Origin of the sequence: Evansella clarkii (assembly GCF_002019695.1) — a bacterium.
Classification (GTDB): Bacteria; Bacillota; Bacilli; order Bacillales; family Salisediminibacteriaceae; genus Evansella; species Evansella clarkii.
Genome location: NZ_KV917376.1, coordinates 53,580 through 72,993, shown reverse-complemented (window position 1 = coordinate 72,993; position 19,414 = coordinate 53,580). Strand labels below are relative to the sequence as shown.

At 44.2% G+C, this 19,414-nt stretch carries 13 protein-coding genes; 11 read left to right on the top strand and 2 right to left on the bottom strand.

Translation table 11 applies throughout. The features are described 5' to 3' along the window. Window positions 1-19 precede the first annotated feature (19 nt). From BK582_RS00320 to BK582_RS00310, 3 genes are read left to right on the top strand one after another with little or no spacing between them, the layout of a single operon-like run. Window positions 20-1,585 carry a fatty acid--CoA ligase gene (locus tag BK582_RS00320; protein ID WP_078592465.1) on the top strand — a complete coding sequence of 522 codons (1,566 nt, stop codon included), beginning with the start codon at window positions 20-22 and terminating at the stop codon, window positions 1,583-1,585. Between the two features lie 20 nt (window positions 1,586-1,605). Then, window positions 1,606-2,718 (top strand): CaiB/BaiF CoA transferase family protein, encoded by a 1,113-nt coding sequence (locus BK582_RS00315; protein WP_078592464.1) that lies wholly within the window; start codon window positions 1,606-1,608, stop codon window positions 2,716-2,718. 39 nt (window positions 2,719-2,757) lie between these two features. Continuing rightward, window positions 2,758-4,380: a long-chain fatty acid--CoA ligase gene (locus BK582_RS00310; protein WP_078592463.1), complete on the top strand. Its 1,623-nt coding sequence runs from the start codon at window positions 2,758-2,760 to the stop codon at window positions 4,378-4,380. A gap of 304 nt (window positions 4,381-4,684) precedes the next feature. Here the strand turns inward: BK582_RS00310 and BK582_RS00305 are convergent, their stop codons facing one another. Continuing rightward, a complete protein-coding gene (locus BK582_RS00305; protein ID WP_078592462.1) occupies window positions 4,685-6,373 on the bottom strand; it encodes a hypothetical protein in 1,689 nt (562 codons plus the stop codon). A 433-nt stretch (window positions 6,374-6,806) separates the two neighbouring features. On the opposite strand from BK582_RS00305, the gene BK582_RS00300 reads away from it, so the two are divergent. The 4 genes from BK582_RS00300 (at window position 6,807) to BK582_RS00290 (ending at window position 12,133) form a co-directional block, all read left to right on the top strand. Next, a complete protein-coding gene (locus BK582_RS00300; protein ID WP_078592461.1) occupies window positions 6,807-8,708 on the top strand; it encodes an ABC-F family ATP-binding cassette domain-containing protein in 1,902 nt (633 codons plus the stop codon). A gap of 276 nt (window positions 8,709-8,984) precedes the next feature. Further along, window positions 8,985-10,418 carry a VWA domain-containing protein gene (locus BK582_RS00295; protein WP_078592460.1) on the top strand — a complete coding sequence of 478 codons (1,434 nt, stop codon included), beginning with the start codon at window positions 8,985-8,987 and terminating at the stop codon, window positions 10,416-10,418. Between the two features lie 187 nt (window positions 10,419-10,605). Further along, window positions 10,606-10,764 (top strand): hypothetical protein, encoded by a 159-nt coding sequence (locus BK582_RS26675; protein WP_167553283.1) that lies wholly within the window; start codon window positions 10,606-10,608, stop codon window positions 10,762-10,764. 325 nt (window positions 10,765-11,089) lie between these two features. Next, window positions 11,090-12,133, top strand: coding sequence for a WD40/YVTN/BNR-like repeat-containing protein (locus BK582_RS00290; RefSeq protein ID WP_078592459.1), 1,044 nt, complete (start codon window positions 11,090-11,092; stop codon window positions 12,131-12,133). Between the two features lie 268 nt (window positions 12,134-12,401). On the opposite strand, the gene ytvI is transcribed toward BK582_RS00290, so the two are convergent. Next, window positions 12,402-13,541 (bottom strand): sporulation integral membrane protein YtvI, encoded by a 1,140-nt coding sequence (ytvI, locus tag BK582_RS00285; protein ID WP_078592458.1) that lies wholly within the window; start codon window positions 13,539-13,541, stop codon window positions 12,402-12,404. 380 nt (window positions 13,542-13,921) lie between these two features. On the opposite strand from ytvI, the gene BK582_RS00280 reads away from it, so the two are divergent. The 4 genes from BK582_RS00280 (at window position 13,922) to BK582_RS00265 (ending at window position 19,297) form a co-directional block, all read left to right on the top strand. Continuing rightward, a complete protein-coding gene (locus BK582_RS00280) occupies window positions 13,922-14,680 on the top strand; it encodes a (S)-benzoin forming benzil reductase (protein WP_078592457.1) in 759 nt (252 codons plus the stop codon). A gap of 263 nt (window positions 14,681-14,943) precedes the next feature. After that, the gene (gene pflB, locus BK582_RS00275) at window positions 14,944-17,178 is read left to right on the top strand and encodes a formate C-acetyltransferase (RefSeq protein ID WP_420841217.1); all 2,235 of its coding nucleotides are present in this window, start codon (window positions 14,944-14,946) and stop codon (window positions 17,176-17,178) included. A 62-nt stretch (window positions 17,179-17,240) separates the two neighbouring features. After that, on the top strand, window positions 17,241-17,972 hold the full coding sequence (pflA, locus tag BK582_RS00270; RefSeq protein WP_078592456.1) for a pyruvate formate-lyase-activating protein: 732 nt from the start codon (window positions 17,241-17,243) through the stop codon (window positions 17,970-17,972). A 68-nt stretch (window positions 17,973-18,040) separates the two neighbouring features. Further along, window positions 18,041-19,297, top strand: a complete 1,257-nt coding sequence (locus BK582_RS00265) for an L-lactate MFS transporter (RefSeq protein ID WP_078592455.1) — start codon at window positions 18,041-18,043, stop codon at window positions 19,295-19,297. Window positions 19,298-19,414 lie beyond the last annotated feature (117 nt).

Sequence of the window (19,414 nt, the reverse complement as noted above, 5' to 3'; positions counted from 1 at the left end):
TTTTGAGGAGGATATTACTATGTACACGACAATTGGCAAATTATTTGATCAGACTGTCAGAAAATATCCGGACAAAGAAGCATTATATTATGTGCAGAAGAATGTGCGTTACACGTACAGGGAGTGGGACAGACAGGTTAATAAAGCTGCTAATGCTCTAAAAGACGCTGGAGTGGCTAAAGGGGACAGGGTTTCCACTTATTTATTCAACACAGAGGAACTGGCAACCGTATTTTTCGCCTGTGCAAAGATTGGAGCTGTATTCAACCCGATTAATTTCCGGCTGGCAGCAAATGAGCTGAAGTTCATTCTGGAAGACGCGGATCCGAAGGTTATTCTTTTTGAAAAAGCGCTCGCTCCCCATGTTTCAGAAATTCAGCAGTATTTTTCCGGAATGAGCTTCTGGTATGTGGATGATGAGGCTCCGGACTACGCAGAGAGCTATCATGAAGCAGTTGCAGGGGCTTCCGGGGATCGGCCTGAAGCTGATGAGGTTACCGAGGACGATCTGTATGCGATTATGTACACGAGTGGCACAACAGGCAGGCCAAAAGGAGTTATGCACCGGCACCGGGATATGGTGGAGCAAAGCCTGATCATCATTGCCGGCATGAACCTGACAGAAGAGGACAGAGGCCTGGTGACAGCACCGATGTTCCACTGTGCCGAGCTTCATTGTGCCTTCCTTCCTCGGGTCCATAGCGGAGCGGCAAATATTATCACCCACCACTTCGAGCCAGTGAAGACACTCGAGCTCATTGAACAGGAAAAAATATCCCTGTTCTTCTCGGCGCCAACGATGTGGAATATGATGCTCCAGGAAGACCTTGAGCAGTATGATCTTACCTCTCTGAGGCTTGGCCTGTACGGAGCAGCTCCGATGGCTCCTGCTTTGGTGAATGCCATCCATGACAACTTCAAAGTAAAGCTGATTCAGGCGTACGGAATGACGGAAATGGGGCCGGCTGTCACTTTCCTTAAAGAGAATGAACAGATCAGAAAAGCGGGTTCTGCTGGGAAAGCCATTTTAAATCATGAAATCCGGGTTGTACGTGCAGGTGAAGATGGCCGTTCAGAACCGGATGAGGAAGTTGCCCCAGGGGAAACCGGAGAAATTATCGTTCAGGGACCATGCATGATGCAAGGATATTTTAACAGGGAAGAGGCAACAAACAAGGCGATTTATAAAGGCTGGTACTACTCGGGCGATATTGGCTACTTCGATGAAGAAGGCTATTTATGGATTGCGGACAGAGTGGACGACATGATCATCAGCGGTGGTGAAAATATTTATCCTCGTGAAGTGGAAGATGTGCTCTATGACCATGAGGGTGTGCTGGATGTAGCTGTTATCGGTGTGCCCGATGAAAAATGGGGCGAAAAAGTCATTGCGCTCATAGTAAAAAAAGACCCAGCTCTCACAGAAGAAAAGCTTGAAGAGTTCTGTAAAAACAGTGACCGTCTTGCAGGCTATAAACGGCCGCGCCAGTACATTTTCACAGAACAGCTGCCGAGAAACGCAAGCGGAAAAATTCAGAAGTTCATGCTGCGGAAGCAGCTTCAGGAGGCAAACACTGCGCATTAACTGCGGAAAGGATATATGCCATGCTTGAGGGAATCCGGGTCATCGATTTTTCTTTTTACCTTCCAGGGCCCTATGCCACACTCCGGCTCGCTGACATGGGTGCGGAAGTGATAAAAGTGGAACCGCCGGATGGAGAACCGGCGCGTCATATGGGGGAGAAAAAAGATGGCACAGGCTTAGTTTTTTTAGCGAATAACAGAAATAAGAAGAGTGTAACTCTGAACCTGAAGGACGGGGACGGCCAGGAGGCGGCAAGAAAGTTAATCAAGGGAGCGGATGTGGTCATCGAAAGTTTCCGTCCCGGTGTTACAAAAAGGCTCGGAATCGATTATGAAACTGTGAAAAAGGACAAGCCGGATATCATTTATTGTTCCATCTCCGGCTACGGGCAGTCCGGAGAAATGAGTACTCTCGGAAGCCATGATTTAAATTATATGGCTGTTAGCGGAGCCCTTGCACAGATGAAGAATGACGCCGGCGAGCCTGTTCATCCCACAAACACGTTTGCTGATCTCGTCGGCGGGATAGGTGCCAACGAAGCGATATTAAGCGCGTTGCTTCAGAGAGAACGTAAGGGTGAGGGGTGCTATCTCGATCTGGCGATAGTCGATGTAATGACATCGCTTATGACAAATCATCTTGCTTATCTGGATGGAGCTGGTGAGGAAAATGGAGTCCCGCTTCTTGGCGGCAGTGTTGTTTCCTATCAAATCTACCAGACGAAAGACAACCGTTATATGGCTCTTGCTGCACTGGAAAAAAAGTTTTGGGAAAATTTTTGTAAAGGGATTGGAAGAGAAGATCTCCTGAGAGGGCAGTATGCCGCTGCAAAAGACGGCGATTCAGTTTACGAAGAAATGAAAGCGCTTTTTCGAAGCAGGTCGATGGAGGAGTGGACGGACTTCGGGCTGAAAACAGATTGCTGTCTTACTCCTGTACTGGAAACGAGTGAGCTTTCCAAGTCGCCTGTTACAGGAAGCAGACAGGTGATTTCTGATCCAGGATGGGGCATCAGGCAGGTGCATTCTGGAAATGTCCAGGTAAGCAGCCTGACACCTCCCCCTGAGACAGGAGAACATACGGAAGAAGCTATTCAGAAAGATAAGAACAGGACCCAGGAAGAACAGAAATAAGGATTATCAAACTAAACCTTTGGAAGGGGAAATGCGAATATGATGAACATGCCTTTAACTGTAGGATCGATGCTTGAAAGAGCAGAAAAGTTTTTTCCGAAGAAAGAAGTAGTCTCCAGGACACTATCAGGGGTCCACAGGTTTACTTATGAGGAAATTGGAAAAAGAACCCGGCGTCTTTCCAGTGCTCTGGAACGTATAGGGGTCTCTCAAGGGGACAGGGTAGGGACGCTGGCCTGGAACCATCACCGCCATCTTGAAATCTATTTCGCTGCGCCAGGGATGGGGGCAGTTCTTCATACAATAAATCTGAGGCTTTCCCAGGAGCATCTTGTATACGTCATTAATCATGCAGAGGACAAGGTTATACTGATTGATGAAGATCTCCTTCCGCTGATTGAGGGTATTAAAGATAGATTAACGTCAGTTGAGGCTTTCATCATAATGAGCGACAACGACGAACTTCCTGAAACGTCCTTATCCCCTGTCTATTCTTATGAAGAGCTTTTGTCAGAGGCTGATGAGAGCTATGAATTTGTGAAAGATATTGACGAGAACGCTCCGGCAGGAATGTGTTATACTTCCGCAACTACAGGAAATCCAAAAGGGGTAGTTTATTCACACAGGGGAATTGTGCTCCATGGTTTTGCGATGGCATTAGCGGATACAGCTGCTCTCTCTGAATCGGACCGCTGCATGCCTGTTGTTCCAATGTTCCATGCAAACGCCTGGGGGCTTCCGTTTGCGGCAACATGGCTTGGTACTACACAGGTGCTGCCTGGTCCGCAGTTCACACCTAAACTGTTAGCAGAATTCATAGAATCAGAAAAAGTAACTGTAACAGCTGGTGTCCCAACGATCTGGCTTGGCCTCCTTAAGGAGCTCGACGAAGGGAATTATGATACGAGCAGCGTCCGTGCTGTTTTATGCGGCGGTTCCGCGGCGCCTTCAGGAATGATTAAAGCTTATGAAACGAAATATAAAATGCCATTCCTGCACGCTTACGGGATGACAGAAACAAGTCCTCTTGTAACATTATCAAGGCTGAAGAGTTACCAGGAAGACCTGCCCGAACAGGATAAACTGGATATCCGGGCAAAACAAGGGCTCCTTGTGCCAGGGCTCGAGATGAAAGTGCTTGGCGCAAACGGCGAAGTAGCCTGGGATGGGGAAGAAATGGGAGAACTTCTTATCCGTGGCCCGTGGATCGCAGATGAGTATTATAAAGATGAGCGTACAGAGGAAGCCTTCCGTGACGGCTGGCTTCATACAGGAGACGTGGTCACAGTAGATAACGAAGGTGTTATCAAAATTGTCGACAGGACAAAGGATTTAATAAAAAGCGGCGGAGAATGGATTTCCTCGGTAGATCTGGAAAATGCTCTTATGGCTCATGAAGCAGTATTCGAAGCAAGCGTCGTGGCGGTAGCACATCCGGAGTGGCAGGAGCGCCCTGTTGCCTGCGTCGTCCTTAAAGATGCTTATAAAGATACTGTGTCTGCAGAGGACTTGCAGGAGTTTTTAAAACCTCAGTTTGCTAAATGGTGGCTCCCGGACGACATCGTTTTCTTAGATGAAATACCGAAGACATCTGTCGGAAAGTTTTTAAAGAGATCACTCAGAGATAAGTTAAAAGATCACTTATTGAGCGGGACGAAATAAGTTTATGAAAAGAGACGTATCTTCGATTTGGAGGTGCGTCTTTTAATATGAAATCAGGTATTTAAACGGGAAGGTGAATTTAATCTGCGAAATAGGTGGTTTAATCGGCGAAAATGGCAGTTCAATCGGGGAAATCAGGAATCCAATCAGCGAAGTTGAATTTATTATAGGGAATCGGAGGGCCAATCAACGAAAAAAGACGTTTAATCATCGAAATCGATGGTTCAATCAACGAAAAGGAAATCAACCGAAAAAAAGAGGGTGCATCAACTTTGATGCATCCTCTTACCTTAATCCTTTTTAGTTAATAATCGAGCTCATCGATTGCCTGTACTTCTTCGCCAGTATCGAGGAAAGTGATGGTTACTTCGTCGCCTTCTTCAATAAATACCGCTCTTGGATAAGAGGAGGCGTTAACAGTATAGATGCGGTCTTCCCCTTCCAATAAGAGGCGAACAGTAACATTATCTTCTCTGTCCCATTTATAGACCCTTTCAACTGTGGCTGTTAGTTCAATAACATCTCCTACAGCTCCTGGCTGGGCATCATCATCGCCTGCACCGGAAAGAGATAATTGATAGGCTCTGAACGCCTCAGCTTTTGTTTCACCATAGCCATAAACATTTTCACTGCGGGCGTTTACGAGCATAATCTGACGCAGTACAGCATTTCGGTCCATTAGTGGAACCACCCATGTATAATTATCATAAATATTATACAGCGTCGGTGTTCCCGCAACATAATCGTCCCGCCGAAACGTCCTTTCAGCAAGGTCCATTGCGGTACGTCCGTTTAATGAGCCGCTCGCATCACGGTAGTAATTAAGTTCTCCCGTTCGTGCATCAAACATCGTGAAACCAACCATAGAACGGGAGGCTTCCCCTTCGCCGCGCAAGCGCATATGGTCTGTGAACCAGTTTTGCTGCAATTCACGGTCAACTACACCGGTTACGGCATCGTCCGCACCCCATTGAGTTGGTTCAGTCAGCCCTTCCCTTGCGAAGAAACGGTTAATGATCCCGCTTTTATAAACACCAAACCAGTGATTTCTTTCTTCAGCAATATGGGGCGGATAAATCCTGTTCACCCAATCAGGGGCTTCCTCTTTAGCATAGTTCTCCATTTCCCCTGTTGCCGGATCTACGATAACTATCCCATCAACTTCCGCTACTCTTCGGAACTCCGTATAATGTCCGTAACTTATAATATAGTATGGATCTCCGTCTCCATCCACCTCGAATGTAGTATCAAGCATCAATATATCAGGATACTGGGCTCGTACATGCCTTTCAAGATTTTCGTGGAAAAAAGCAGATGGCACGTATTTCATTTCGGTTAAAACGAGCTGTGGCTCAGCGCGGGAGTTTTCCGCATTTACTGCAATGTATCCAGGAGCAGCATCACTCCGGTACCAGCGGAATAAACCATCGTATTCAATTGGGGTAATCCAAAATAAAGTTTCGTCAACCCGCTGAATTCTCGTCTTTCCTAAATTATAAAACGCCGGGTTATCAAGCTGGCCCATCATCACGTCAGAACGGTATTCTGCATAGCTTCTCGGGACAACAGGTATGTTGGCTTCATTTACAGGCTGCATTTCTTCAATAGTTACTTCCTCGCCGCCTGCAATATCATACTTAGCATCCGCGAGAAATAAAGGCTGAATAACCCAGAACACGATGAAGCCTGCAAGGATGACAAGGCCGACACTGGCCCCCATAACTGCCGGCTGTCTGCGGAATGTTTTTTTTACTGAAAAAGCCAGTATGTTATCAGCCATTAAGCTGATTCCGATAATTGGTAAGTAATAAGCTGTAATTGCTGAAATACTTTGGTCAAGGAGACCTAAATAAAAGATAGCCAGACCGTAAAACAATCCTAATAAATACCGGGGGACAAGCCATTTTTTGAATTCGGGTGTTCTCCACCATTCCAGCTGGAATGGGAGGAACAATACTGCAAGTAAAGCGCTCAGGATGAGCATCTGAAGCATTTTTTTCACCTCTGTAAGTTAATTGATTGTATGATAGCTATTTCTTTTTACGGATAAGAAGCTCTGATAGTTTCGTTATATAAAACTTCTTATTTATACTTTATCATGAAAACAGGCAAAGGTATGTGAATTTCATGCAAATAGAAGAGAGAAGTTTTTTCACCGTTCCGGACAATATGAGGCGGTATCGCGCCCGAACTCAGTGATTCAACGGAAGTTCGGGCATGCGAGAAGCTCCAACGTGCCCGAACTCACAATTTTTCGGAAGTTCGGGAATGCTGCCCGCCCGCACGTTGCTCCCCATTTACACATACTTTGATTTTCCTGAAAAAGTCTGCTGCTGTCCTGAAGGGGAAGTTTCAGTTACAATAAAGTAGAGAGACTGACTGTAACAGTCTGTACAGGTTAATTTGAAAAAAGGATTTGATGATTGATGAGCATATTCAGAGTTGAAAATCTTCATAAAACATACGGAGAAAAAGTTTTATTTAATCATATTACATTTTCAGTAGGGGACAAGGAACGGATTGGCCTGATAGGTGTCAACGGAACAGGCAAGTCTTCTCTACTGAAGGTGCTGGCTGGTATTGAAGGTAAAGAAGCAGGGGAAATGTACCATGCAAATAATTTTAAAATTGAATATTTGCCTCAGGAGCCTGAATTAAAAGAAGGTCTCACTGTGCTGGACCAGGTTTATTTTGGAGATGCTCCGATTATGAAAGCAATGCGCGGTTACGAAACGGCTCTTCTGGAACTTGAGAAAGATCCTGCTGATGAAGGGAAACAGAAAAAGCTTGCCAAAATGCAGCAGAAAATGGATGAAGAAGAGGCCTGGGAAGCTAACACAATAGCGAAGACCATTTTAACGAAACTTGGTATCACAGAATTTTCAAAACAAGTAAAGTATTTGTCCGGCGGCCAGAAGAAGCGGGTCGCAATAGCAAAGGCACTCATTCAGCCTGTTGATCTGCTCCTTCTGGACGAACCAACGAACCATCTCGATAATGAAACAATTGAATGGCTTGAACAGCATCTTGCTCAGTACCGGGGAGCTTTAATGCTGATCACCCATGACCGTTACTTTTTAAACCGTGTGACAAACCGGATATTTGAACTGGACCAGGGGGAGCTTTACCAGTATGAAGGGAACTACGAATTGTTCCTTGAGAAAAAGGCCGAGCGGGAAGAGGTTGCAGAACAAAGAGAGGCAAAACGCCAGAATCTGCTCAGGAGAGAGCTTGCCTGGCTGAAGCGGGGAGCTAAGGCGAGGACTACAAAGCAGAAGGCGCGAATTCAGCGGGCAGAGAAGCTGCAGGATGAAAAAGGGCCAGCTGAAAAAGGGGAAGTGGACTTTGCGATTGGCTCTGTTCGGCTCGGAAAAAAAGTTATCGAACTGGAAGAAGTGAGTAAAGCTTACGAAGGAAAGCAGCTGATCAGAAATCTGAATTACCTTATTGTCCCTGGCGAAAGGCTTGGAATAATAGGCCCCAATGGTACCGGGAAGTCAACATTACTGAATATTTTGGCGGGTAGAGCGGAGCCTGACAGCGGGTATGTTGAAACAGGAGAAACTGTAAAAATAGGCTATTATACACAGGATCATGAAGATCTGGACGGTTCCCTGAAGGTCATTGAGTATATTAAGGCGGTTGCCGAAGTTGTTCAGACAGCAGATGGAAGGGTAATCACTGCAGAACAGATGCTTGAAAGATTTATGTTTCCCCGTCCGGTGCAATGGACGCATATTCACCGGTTATCAGGAGGAGAAAGAAGAAGGCTCTATTTGTTAAAAGTTTTAATGGGAGAGCCGAATGTACTGTTCCTGGATGAGCCAACAAATGACCTGGATACCCAGACACTTTCCGTCCTTGAGGATTATCTTGACCAGTTTCCGGGAGTAGTAATTACTGTTTCCCACGACAGGTATTTTCTCGACAGAGTAGTGGACCATCTCCTTGTTTTTGAAGGGAGAGGCAATGTATCCCGCTATCAAGGTTCTTACAGCGAATTTATGGAGGAGACAAAACAGCAGATTCCTGTAAAAGCACCAAAGAGTGAATCTTCGGCTTCCCATGGAAAACAAGAAAAAAGCAAGCCGAAGAAGCTTTCTTATAAAGACCAGAAAGAATGGGAAGGTATTGAAGACCGGATCGCAGCACTTGAAGAAAGAAAAGAGCGGCTTGAAAAAGAAATAATGGAGTCAGGAAGTGATCTTGACAAGGCACGTGATCTTTATGAGGAGCAGAATAAAGTGGAAGGGGAGCTGGAGCAGGCAATGGAACGCTGGGAAGAACTCTCTCTTCTCGTCGAAGAAATGGAAGCAGGAAATAATTAAATGGGGATCAGAAAAACCTCGTGATTAAAATTCACGAGGGTTTTTTTGTATGCAGCGTAGCGTAGTAGTATGTATTATTTAGCGGCAGGGAAGTGCCGTCCCAATATAAAAAGTTCCATTTCCGGCACTAGGTGCACAAACACAAAACAGATGATACAAAATCCCTATAGGTTACTGCCTTCTATAAGCACATTCTTTTAAACTGTTAAAATTTATTCACAATGTTAAAATATTGTTATAATTATAAAAGCGATTAATAAATGGGGAGTGGGAAGAGTGCGCAGAAATTCTTTATTAATTTTACTGTCTTTATCTCTTGTTCTTGCTGCTGGGTGTACTGACAGTGAGAGTAATGCAGTAGAAAATAGTGAAACGAATGCTGATGCAGTAGAGAATAATGAAGCTGTGGAAGAATCTTTAACTGAAGACGCCGTATCTGAAGAAAATGATGAACAAAATGAAGAAGAAGTGTATGAGATTGACCTGGATTATGAGAGATTTGCTAACGATCCCAATGAGGTCCTCCCATGGCTCAAACTCGGGCCTGGAAAATATAGTGGAGAAGACTATGATGAAACTACTGCACGGAAAGAGATTGATCAGTGGCCAGACGGATTAGAGCCTGAACAGTATTTTCACTATTTATTGGCGTTAACGGCAGAGGATTACACGGAGCACCAGGAATTCCTTGAAGAAACAGAAGTGTTGTTTAATGAGATTTCTGCAAGACCAGGCGATATGGAAGCAGGCCAGGCGGACGAGGAAGGAAAACTTCATGTACAAATATTGCTTGATGCCAGCGGCAGTATGGCAGGACAGCTGGAAGGGCGTACAAAAATGGAGCTTGCTAAAGAAGCTGTAGCTGACTTTGCGGCAGAACTTCCTGAGGAAGCTAATGTGTCGTTGAGAGTATATGGCCACAAAGGAAATAACCGTGCAGACGGGAAAGAGGAATCGTGTGGATCGACAGAGGAAGTATATATTTTAGGTCCGTATGAAGAAGAAGGCTTTAGTGAAGCACTGGACAAGTTTGAACCTGTTGGGTTTACTCCGCTGGCTGCTGCAATTAAAGCCGCAGGCGAAGATTTAATGATGGCCCATGAACAAGGAGTACAAAGTGTAATCTATGTCGTAAGCGATGGTGAGGAAACTTGTGGAGGAGATCCGGTCGCAGAAGCGGAAAAGCTTCAGGACTCCGATATTGAAGCAGTAGTAAATATTATCGGTTTTGATATTGAAGCCTCTGAGCGTGCAGCACTGGAAGCTATTGCTGAGGCTGGAGCAGGGGAATATTTAAGCGCGAATACAGCACAGGAGCTGCGCAACACCTTCGAACAGGAAAGAGGTGCTTTGATTAACGAGTGGTATAGCTGGCAGTCGCAAAATGTTAATAATGCTTACTCACAGCAATCAGAATATGTAAATAACTCATACAGTGAGCAGTCAACAGCAGTAAATAAATCCTATGGTGAACAAAGCCGCCAGAAAAACCTTACGTATTACATGAATAGTATTATGGAAGATGCAGACACTGGTGAAATCCGTAAGCTCATTGATGCCAGATCTAACGGTATCCGTGAATATTTCCAAAATGAGCATGGAAAAATGCGCGAAGAGGCACAGGAAATTGGAAACAGGCTCAGGGAGGAAGTAAGAGAAAAAGGGGATGAAGAAAGAGAAAAGTTGCGCCGGCGAGATGCCAATGATTGACCAGGCAGCCCCGCAAAAAATATAGTAATTCAGGCAGTGTCATAAAATTCGTTATGACACTGTTTTTTATGTTCACAAATTTGTCCGGGTTCTGGGCCTGTAAACAGGATTAACATAATTTAATGGGGGGTAAAGCCATAATAAGAATATACAAAGGGGCGATATTATCTAGAGGGAGGCGGCATCTATGAATATCTCGAAGGAGGAATTTCTCCAGCTGGCGAATTCTTTAACCGAAGACGAAAGAAGAATAGTTTTTACCTTTATTGAAGAGCTTAGAATAGCTGAAGCATACAGGTTTTCAAAAGAAGCTATGCGTGGATCATACGACCAGGATGCTCATTAAAAAGCGGGATAGTAATTTCTTTGGAATTTTTTCCGAAGAATTATTCCTGGTCCCTTAAGGCAGAGACAGAAAATTACGTCTTATGGGAAAGCGGGTTATTACTATCCCTTTATATAGATCTGATGCCATGCTTCGTCTCGTAAGCATGCTTTTTTTATTCCGCTCTGGACAAGCTGAAGGACTTTTGTTTTTTAGGATGCAGGGGACACTTTTAATTTAGATGCCGTATTGACTGAAGTAAAATGAACGTTTAGGGGAGACGCCAACAGCAAACGTTAAAACCGCTTTTATTAGGAAAAACACGAACTGTAAAGGGTGAGAGAGGATGAAATTCTTTGTAGCTGCATCAGAAAATATTTTCATAATCGAGCAGACTATAGAAGGCTGGAATTTAAATAAAGCAGTTTTGCCTGATAAGGAAATTCAGGCAGTAGCTGCAGACCCGGAGAAAAATGTGATTTATGCAGGAACCTTTGATCATGGGTTACTGAAAAGTACCGACAAAGGCGGCAGCTGGGAGCAGGCAGGAAAGGAAATCCTTCCAAACAGAGTAATGTCTTTGCATATAAGCCCCCACAAAGACAGAGACACTGGATTTCATCTGGTGTACGCAGGTACAGAACCAAGCGGTCTGTATTGTTCTTCAGATGGGGGTAAAGTATGGAAGGATTTCCCTGCGCTGCTTGAACTGCCTTCAAAAGAAGACTGGAGTTTTCCGCCAAGGCCGGAGACTCATCATGTGAAGGATATAGCTGTGGGTTATGAAGACGACCATTTTATTCTTGCAGGAATCGAGCTTGGCGGGGTAATGCGCAGCATTAATGGAGGTACGGCATTTGAAGACAGAAAGCCAGGCTCTCAATTTGACTGCCATAAAATTATCCTTCACCCGGAAGCTCATGAAAGAATTTATGAAACGGGTGGAGGCGGTTTTGCAGAAAGCAGGGACCACGGAAAAACATGGGAAACTCAGAATAAAGGTCTTGGAAACTTTTCCTACCTCGTCCATGGAGCTGTTGATCCTGATGACCCGGAAACAATTGTAGTGTCAGGAGCCGAAGGGCCTTCGAAGGCATACGCTCCTGAGAACGCAGAAACAGTGGTGTTCCGAAGAGATAGTAAGTTTAATGCTTGGGAGAGGGTCACTGATGGTCTTCCGGCTCCTCATGGCTCAACCGTGTTCCATCTTCTTTCCAATCCAGAAGAACCAGGAGCGTTTTATGCAGTAAATAACACAGGAATTTATCGTTCTGTGACCAAAGGGAAATCATGGAACAGGCTGCCGGTGGAGTGGCCGGTCGAGCTTAAGGGTGAGCGTATAGAAGATGTATTTCTGCTCCCGGTAAAGAACACCGATAATCCGTATTAAAAACAGAATAGTAATAGGGTCTTGTTCAACTTTGTGGATCCTCATTCCGCTAATTCGTTAAATTCCTGGTTTAAGCATGTTTTAGAATCCTAATTCCTATTAGCCTGGTTCACCCCGGGAATCATCGCCATTTATGCGATTAATGGAACCAGGAACCGCACCCCCTCTGCCAAGCACCCTATGTATAAGGAATAATAACAGACCAAATCCTCAGATTTGGTCTGTTAATCAGTATGCTGTTTCATCAATATTTTTCCCGCTTCCTTTTTTACCTTCTGCTGTTTGAATCCTCCTCTTTCCAGCCGTTCCGGACAAATTGGCCTAAAGAATGGAAGACGCCAACGTCTTTTAAAATAACCAGCAGGACGAGGATGAAAGGACCGAGAAATACACCGACAACTCCAAAGAGCTGATAACCGATAAATAAAGAAATTAATACTGATAATGCGTTCAAATTCATGCTTGAAGAGAGAATCTTAGGTTCAATCGACTGCCTGATGGCTACAGTCACCCCGTATACTACTGCGATTCCAATCCCCAGGCTAATATTTCCGGTAAGAAATAAATAAATAAACCAGGGAATTAAAATAGTTCCGGAGCCAAGGTAAGGCAGTATCTCAGCAACCCCAACTATGAGGGCAAGAGTAAAAGCCTGATCAATACGCAGGATGGACAGCCCTGTAAAGACTACAATGGATGCAATGGCCATTAAGATAATCTGGGCCCGTAAAAAGCCGAAAACCCGGTATTTGAACATATGTTTAAATTGCTGAAACATTTTCAGGATCTCCGGGGGAACACTGTCCCTAACTTTTCTGTTGATGGTATCCCAGTCTTTTCCTATGAAATAAAAGGCAAGGAAGATAAACAAAAAAGCAATTAAAAAGGCGGGTACTGCAATAATTAATTGCGTTAGCCAGTCTGCCACACGTTGTCCAAGTTCTCCGAATAAGACAGCAGCCTGGGTGCCGAGCTCTGCGATACCCTCCTGCAGAGTTGTTTGCTGTTCAGGGGTTAGTGAATCCATTACCCCTGTTATCCGCTGCCAGATAGGAAAAATACTTTCATTGAAAAACTGCTGTATCTGGAAAGCACCTGTTTCTATCCATCCAGGAACCTGGCTTGAAATCCTTCTTACGCCGATAATGATAAGAAAAACAATACCAGTAAAAATAGCTATAATTGTTCCAAGGCCTGAAAGCAGGGCCACAAAAACAGCCAGCCCGTTTGGAAGATGGAGCTTTTCCCTGAGCAGGCGGATGAAAGGAATAAACATCCAAACTAAAGCAGTAGAAATCCAGAATGGATAAGAGATAGTGAAGAACCAGCCGAGAAGCCAGAAAAGCCCCGCACCCAGCAAAGTAATAAGTATAAATCTTGCTATGATTAAACCTTGCCTCTTTGTCATGCTGCCCTCCTGTTTGAATTTATCACGATGTAACCGTCCGTAAAACCCCGGCCTCAAAAATATGAATGAAGCGATGATGTGCAGACGCTAACATCCGATTAGTCCAACTAACAATCGGTGGTGGATGAACACCCCCCACTGATTGAAGGTTCACTTAATAAAAAACTATTTTTGCTGTACCCGGTTGATAGTATATTTAATCATAGCAGAAAAAGGGCTGGGAGAAAAAGGATAGGTAAGATTAATTATCCTCTGGCAGAGAAAACTTTTTAAAACCGGCAGCTTTCCGCATGTGTAAGACCAGCTCATTCCTTTGTAACCTGCCTGGCTCCATGTTTAAAATAAATACAAGATCAGAATGAATGAAAGAGGTGTTTTATATGAAATATGTAATTATAACAGGTGCCTCAAGAGGACTGGGAAAAGCGACAGCGGAGCTTCTTTTGGACCATGGATATCATGTGATTTCTGTCGCCCGCTCTGAAAATGAAGAGCTGGCAGCAAAGGCCTCTGAAAAAGGTGCTTCCTTATCTCATATTCAATATGATTTATCTGACACGGATGGAGTAGCAGGTCTGATGAACGATGTGTTCAAAAATATAAAAACAGATCAGGCGGAAGGAATTCACCTTATTAATAACGCAGGGATACTTGACCCAATTAAACCAATCGAAAGAAGCAGCGCAAGAGAAATAAAATTAAACATAAATATTAACCTGATTGCACCAATGGTCATGGTGTCTGAATTTATGAAGCATGCTGCTGACCTTCAGGCTGAGAAGAGAATCATTAACATTTCTTCCGGAGCAGGCAGACATCCTGTATACGGATGGGGAGGCTACGGTTCTTCAAAAGCAGGGCTCGACCTGTTCAGCCAGATAATAAGCGTCGAACAGAGAGAAAAGAAGTTTCCCGTAAAATCAGTGTCCTTTGCCCCTGGAATTATTGATACGAATATGCAAAAACAAATTCGTTCAGCGGATAAGGAAGATTTTGCAGATGTGGAACGTTTTAAAGAATATAAGGAAGAAAAACAGCTTCTTCCTCCTGAAAAAGTGGCAGAGGTTTTAGTGTATTTAATTGAAAAGGAGAGCTTCCCGGATGGGCAGGTCACTTCCGTAAATGAATTCTTAAGTTAGAGGGACAGTAAAAAGAAATATATTCATACAGAAAAATCGTTCTTTGTTAGTTGCAGATATTGTCGTGTAGAACAGTAATGCATGAATGACTAATACAGGAACGATTTTTTTCTATGTCCGTCACATTTTAGCCAAACTTTATTCATAATTCCTCTACATTTATTTTTTAGATCCTGTGAGATAATGTACATACAAACAAATCAATAACAAACATGCAAAATTAAATATAAGTCCTTTTTTACTAAAGACGGAGGGGATTAAATATGAAAACTATGGAAACTATGAAAGCATTTAAAGAAGGTAAATGGACAACGGAAATCGATGTTAGAGATTTTATCCAGTTGAATTATCGTCCGTATGATGGGGATGAAAGCTTTCTTACAGAAGCAAGCGAGGCTACGAAAGATCTTTGGCAGAAGGTTCTTCACCTGAGCAAGAAAGAAAGAGAACGAGGGGGAGTTTACAATCTTGATACAGAAATCGTCTCTACGATAACTTCTCACGGTCCTGCTTACCTTGATTCATCTAAGGAAAAAATCGTCGGTTTTCAGACGGATGAACCATTTAAGCGTTCCATGCAGCCATTTGGCGGTATCAGAATGGCGGCAACAGCACTTGAAACATACGGTTATGAAATTGATAAAGAAGTCGAGAAGATTTTTACGGAATTCCGCAAAACTCATAACCAGGGAGTATTTGATGCTTATACCCCGGAAATGCTTCTTGCAAGAAAAGCAGGCATTATTACCGGGCTTCCTGATGCATATGGAAGAGGACGTATTATCGGTGACTACCGAAGAGTAGCACTGTATGGTGTGGACCGCCTGATCGAAGCTAAAAAGGCAGAGAAGCTCAGCTTAAACGGCACGATGACAGAAGATGTCATCAGGCTGAGAGAAGAGATTTCTGAGCAAATTAAAGCACTTCAGGAACTGAGGGAGCTGGGTAAGATCTATGGTTTTGACATTTCCCGCCCTGCAGAAAACGCAGTGGAAGCATTCCAGTGGCTGTACCTTGGCTATCTGGCTGCTATTAAAGAGCAAAACGGCGCTGCAATGAGTTTAGGAAGAGTTTCTACTTTCCTTGACATTTATATTGAAAAAGATCTGGAAAACGGTGTAATGACAGAAGTGGAAGCACAGGAGCTCGTAGATCATTTTGTTATGAAACTGCGTCTTGTGAAGTTTGCCCGTACACCTGATTATAATGAATTATTCAGTGGAGACCCAACGTGGGTTACAGAGGCAATCGGAGGTATAGGGCTTGATGGCAGACACATGGTAACAAAGAACTCTTACCGTTTTCTGCATACACTGAAAAACCTCGGCCCTGCACCGGAACCAAACCTGACAGTACTCTGGTCTGTTAACCTGCCGGAAACGTTTAAAAAATACTGCGCGCAAATGTCCATTGAAACAAGTTCCATTCAGTATGAGAATGACGATATTATGAGACCGGAATTCGGAGATGACTATGGAATTGCATGCTGTGTATCAGCGATGACAATCGGGAAACAAATGCAGTTTTTCGGAGCCAGGGCGAACATGGCAAAAGCATTGCTCTATGCAATTAACGGCGGAGTGGATGAGAAGCAGAAAATGAATGTAGTACCAGGTATCGAGCCAATTACCAGCGAATATCTTGATTACGAAGAAGTAGCAGAAAAGTTCGACGTTGTCCTGGAATGGCTTGCAGAACTTTATATTAATACACTTAACGTTATTCACTATATGCATGATAAATACAGCTACGAAAGAATTGAAATGGCGCTTCACGACAAAGATATCCGCCGTACCATGGCTACAGGAATCGCAGGTCTTTCAGTAACTGCTGACTCCCTGAGCGCAATAAAGCATTCCAGGGTGAGAGTAATCCGCGATGAGGACGGCCTTGCAGTAGATTATGCAATTGAAGGGGAATACCCCCAATACGGGAATGACGACGACCGTGTAGACGAAATTGCGAAAGAGCTTGTGGTCAAGTTCTCTAAAATGCTGAAACAGCACCCGACTTATCGTAACTCTGAAACTACCATGTCTATTTTAACAATCACTTCGAATGTAGTGTACGGAAAGAAAACTGGTAATACACCAGACGGAAGAAAAGACGGAGAACCATTCTCCCCGGGAGCAAACCCGCTTCACGGAAGAGATAAAAAGGGTGCTCTTGCATCCCTGAACTCTGTAGCTAAAATGCCTTACGAACATTCCCTGGACGGAATATCCAATACTTTCTCCATTGTTCCTAAGGCTCTGGGACGGGAAGAAGAAGTTCGAAAAGCTAATTTAGCTGCTATCCTTGATGGTTATATGGAAAAAGAAGGCCATCACTTAAATATCAACGTATTTGACCGGGAGACACTTCTTGACGCGATGGAGCGTCCGGAAGAGTACCCACAGCTTACTATCAGAGTTTCCGGATACGCAGTTAACTTCATTAAGCTTACCCGGGAGCAGCAAATCGATGTTATTAACCGTACTTTCCACGAAAGTATGTAACTAATTAAAGTCAGGGGGGAGCCTGGATAACTGGTTCCCCTTCTGTTTTGGAGGTAATAACTATGGAAGGCAGAATACATTCAGTTGAGACTTCAGGGATGGTTGATGGACCGGGAATCCGTTATGTGATCTTTACCCAGGGGTGCCTGCTTCGTTGCCAGTACTGCCATAACCCTGATACATGGGACCGAAAAAAGGGAAATGCCGTAACAGTGGAATCTCTTATAGAGGATATTAAAAAGTATCTCCCTTATATGAAACATTCAGGGGGAGGAGTGACAGTAAGCGGCGGTGAACCTCTGCTGCAGCTGGACTTCCTGTATGCGCTTTTTAAGGAGTGCAAGAAGCTCGGTATCCACACAACTATCGACAGTTCCGGCGGATGTTATTCTGTGAATCCCACTTTCCAGAAAAAATTGAAGCAGGTTCTTGAAGTAACCGACCTCTTCCTCCTGGATCTGAAGCATGCAGACGAAGAAAAGCACAAGACGCTGACTGGAGTCACAAACAAGCATATTAAAGAGTTTGCCAGCCTTCTTAGCAAAGAAGATGTTCCTGTATGGATCCGGCACGTGCTTGTACCAGGCTATACAGATGAGGAGCAGGATTTAAGGAAGCTTGGTGAGTTCATCGGGACTCTTGATAATGTGGAAAAAATTGAGGTGCTGCCATATCACAAAATGGGAGTTTACAAATGGAGAGAAATGGGGCTTCAGTACGAGCTGGAAAACGTTAATTCCCCATCTGAAGAAGAAGTTATCGAAGCAAAACAGCTGCTAACTGCTGAGCGGTAAGAAACAACGATAATTTAAATCAGGGAGCTTCTTCGCGGACGCAGAAGTTCCGTGAGGAGATGACCATGATGAAAAAAGAAAAAAACAGGTGGCTTATCGCACTGTCCGCTGTAGCAATCCATTTATCAATTGGTTCCGCTTATGCCTATAGTGTGTATACGAATCCAATTAACGAATTAGCCGGCTGGAGTGCTACCCAGATCACAATGGCTTTCACAATAGCCATTGTATTTCTGGGGCTTTCCGCTGCCGTTTTTGGCAGGTTCGTTGAAAATAATGGCCCAGGGAAATCAGCAATTCTTGCAGCGGTGCTGTTCAGCTCCGGCCAGATAGGCGCAGGGGTCGCTGTATTAATCGAATCACTCCCATTATTCTGGATTATGTACGGCGCTGTTGGGGGCATGGGATTAGGAATCGGGTATATTGCACCTGTATCAACGTTAGTTAAATGGTTTCCTGACAGGCGGGGCCTGGCAACTGGAATGGCGGTTTTCGGTTTTGGGGCAGGGGCGCTGATAACAAGTCCTGTGGCGGCTGAATTAATAAGCATTACAGGAGTTTCAAATACTTTCTTTATTCTTGGAACGTTTTATTTTCTGCTGATGATACTAGGAGCTTCCTACATTGCCAGACCTCCTCAAGGATGGATGCCTGCTGGAATGAAGAAGGCTTCCAGTCCTGTGAAAGACCGGGTCAAGGAAGACCTTGCTCAGCTTACAGCGAATGAGGCTGTGAAAACAAAGCGTTTCTGGCTGCTTTGGGTCATGATGTTTATAAATATAAGTGCCGGAATCATGATTATATCTGTTGCTTCCCCAATGGCCCAGGATATGGCTGGCCTCAGTGTCGCTGCAGCCGCCTCAATGGTCGGTATTATGGGTATCTTTAACGGTGCAGGGCGAATCGGCTGGGCAGGAATATCAGATTATATCGGGAGGCCTGCTGTTTTCTCCGTCTTCTTTATTATTCAGATTATCGCTTTTCTCATTCTGCCTTTTATCACACACCCAGTATTATTTCCTTTAGTAATTATCGTGGTAATGACTTGTTACGGCGGCGGTTTTGCCTCTTTGCCGGCATTTATCGGCGATATGTTCGGGACAAAGCAACTGGGGGCGATCCACGGCTACATTTTAACAGCGTGGTCCATGGCGGGAGTAATGGGGCCGATAGCTGTTTCAAGTTTAAAAGAAATATCAGGGAGCTACACCCCAACTTTTTATTTATTTACTGCCCTTCTTATAATCGCTTTCATCGTTTCCTTGATAACAGCACGGGATGTTAAGAAAATACGGGAAAACAATAAGCAAAATTCAGCAGCCTGAATCTGTGGGTGAGTTGTAGCTAAAAGGAGCCTGGTCAAATGATCAAGCTCTTTTTTATTTGACCGTTCTGTTCAGCCAAAAAGATATTCCTCACGAAATGTTCTGCACCATATAAGG

Coding starts and splice junctions, on each gene's coding strand:
- BK582_RS00280 (WP_078592457.1), top strand. CDS start 13,922: ATGAAATATGTAATTATAACAGGTGCCTCAAGAGGACTGGGAAAAGCG.
- pflA (WP_078592456.1), top strand. CDS start 17,241: ATGGAAGGCAGAATACATTCAGTTGAGACTTCAGGGATGGTTGATGGA.
- BK582_RS00300 (WP_078592461.1), top strand. CDS start 6,807: ATGAGCATATTCAGAGTTGAAAATCTTCATAAAACATACGGAGAAAAA.
- BK582_RS00290 (WP_078592459.1), top strand. CDS start 11,090: ATGAAATTCTTTGTAGCTGCATCAGAAAATATTTTCATAATCGAGCAG.
- BK582_RS00310 (WP_078592463.1), top strand. CDS start 2,758: ATGATGAACATGCCTTTAACTGTAGGATCGATGCTTGAAAGAGCAGAA.
- BK582_RS00265 (WP_078592455.1), top strand. CDS start 18,041: ATGAAAAAAGAAAAAAACAGGTGGCTTATCGCACTGTCCGCTGTAGCA.
- BK582_RS00305 (WP_078592462.1), bottom strand. CDS start 6,373: ATGCTTCAGATGCTCATCCTGAGCGCTTTACTTGCAGTATTGTTCCTC.
- BK582_RS00320 (WP_078592465.1), top strand. CDS start 20: ATGTACACGACAATTGGCAAATTATTTGATCAGACTGTCAGAAAATAT.
- pflB (WP_420841217.1), top strand. CDS start 14,944: ATGAAAACTATGGAAACTATGAAAGCATTTAAAGAAGGTAAATGGACA.
- BK582_RS26675 (WP_167553283.1), top strand. CDS start 10,606: ATGAATATCTCGAAGGAGGAATTTCTCCAGCTGGCGAATTCTTTAACC.
- BK582_RS00315 (WP_078592464.1), top strand. CDS start 1,606: ATGCTTGAGGGAATCCGGGTCATCGATTTTTCTTTTTACCTTCCAGGG.
- ytvI (WP_078592458.1), bottom strand. CDS start 13,541: ATGACAAAGAGGCAAGGTTTAATCATAGCAAGATTTATACTTATTACT.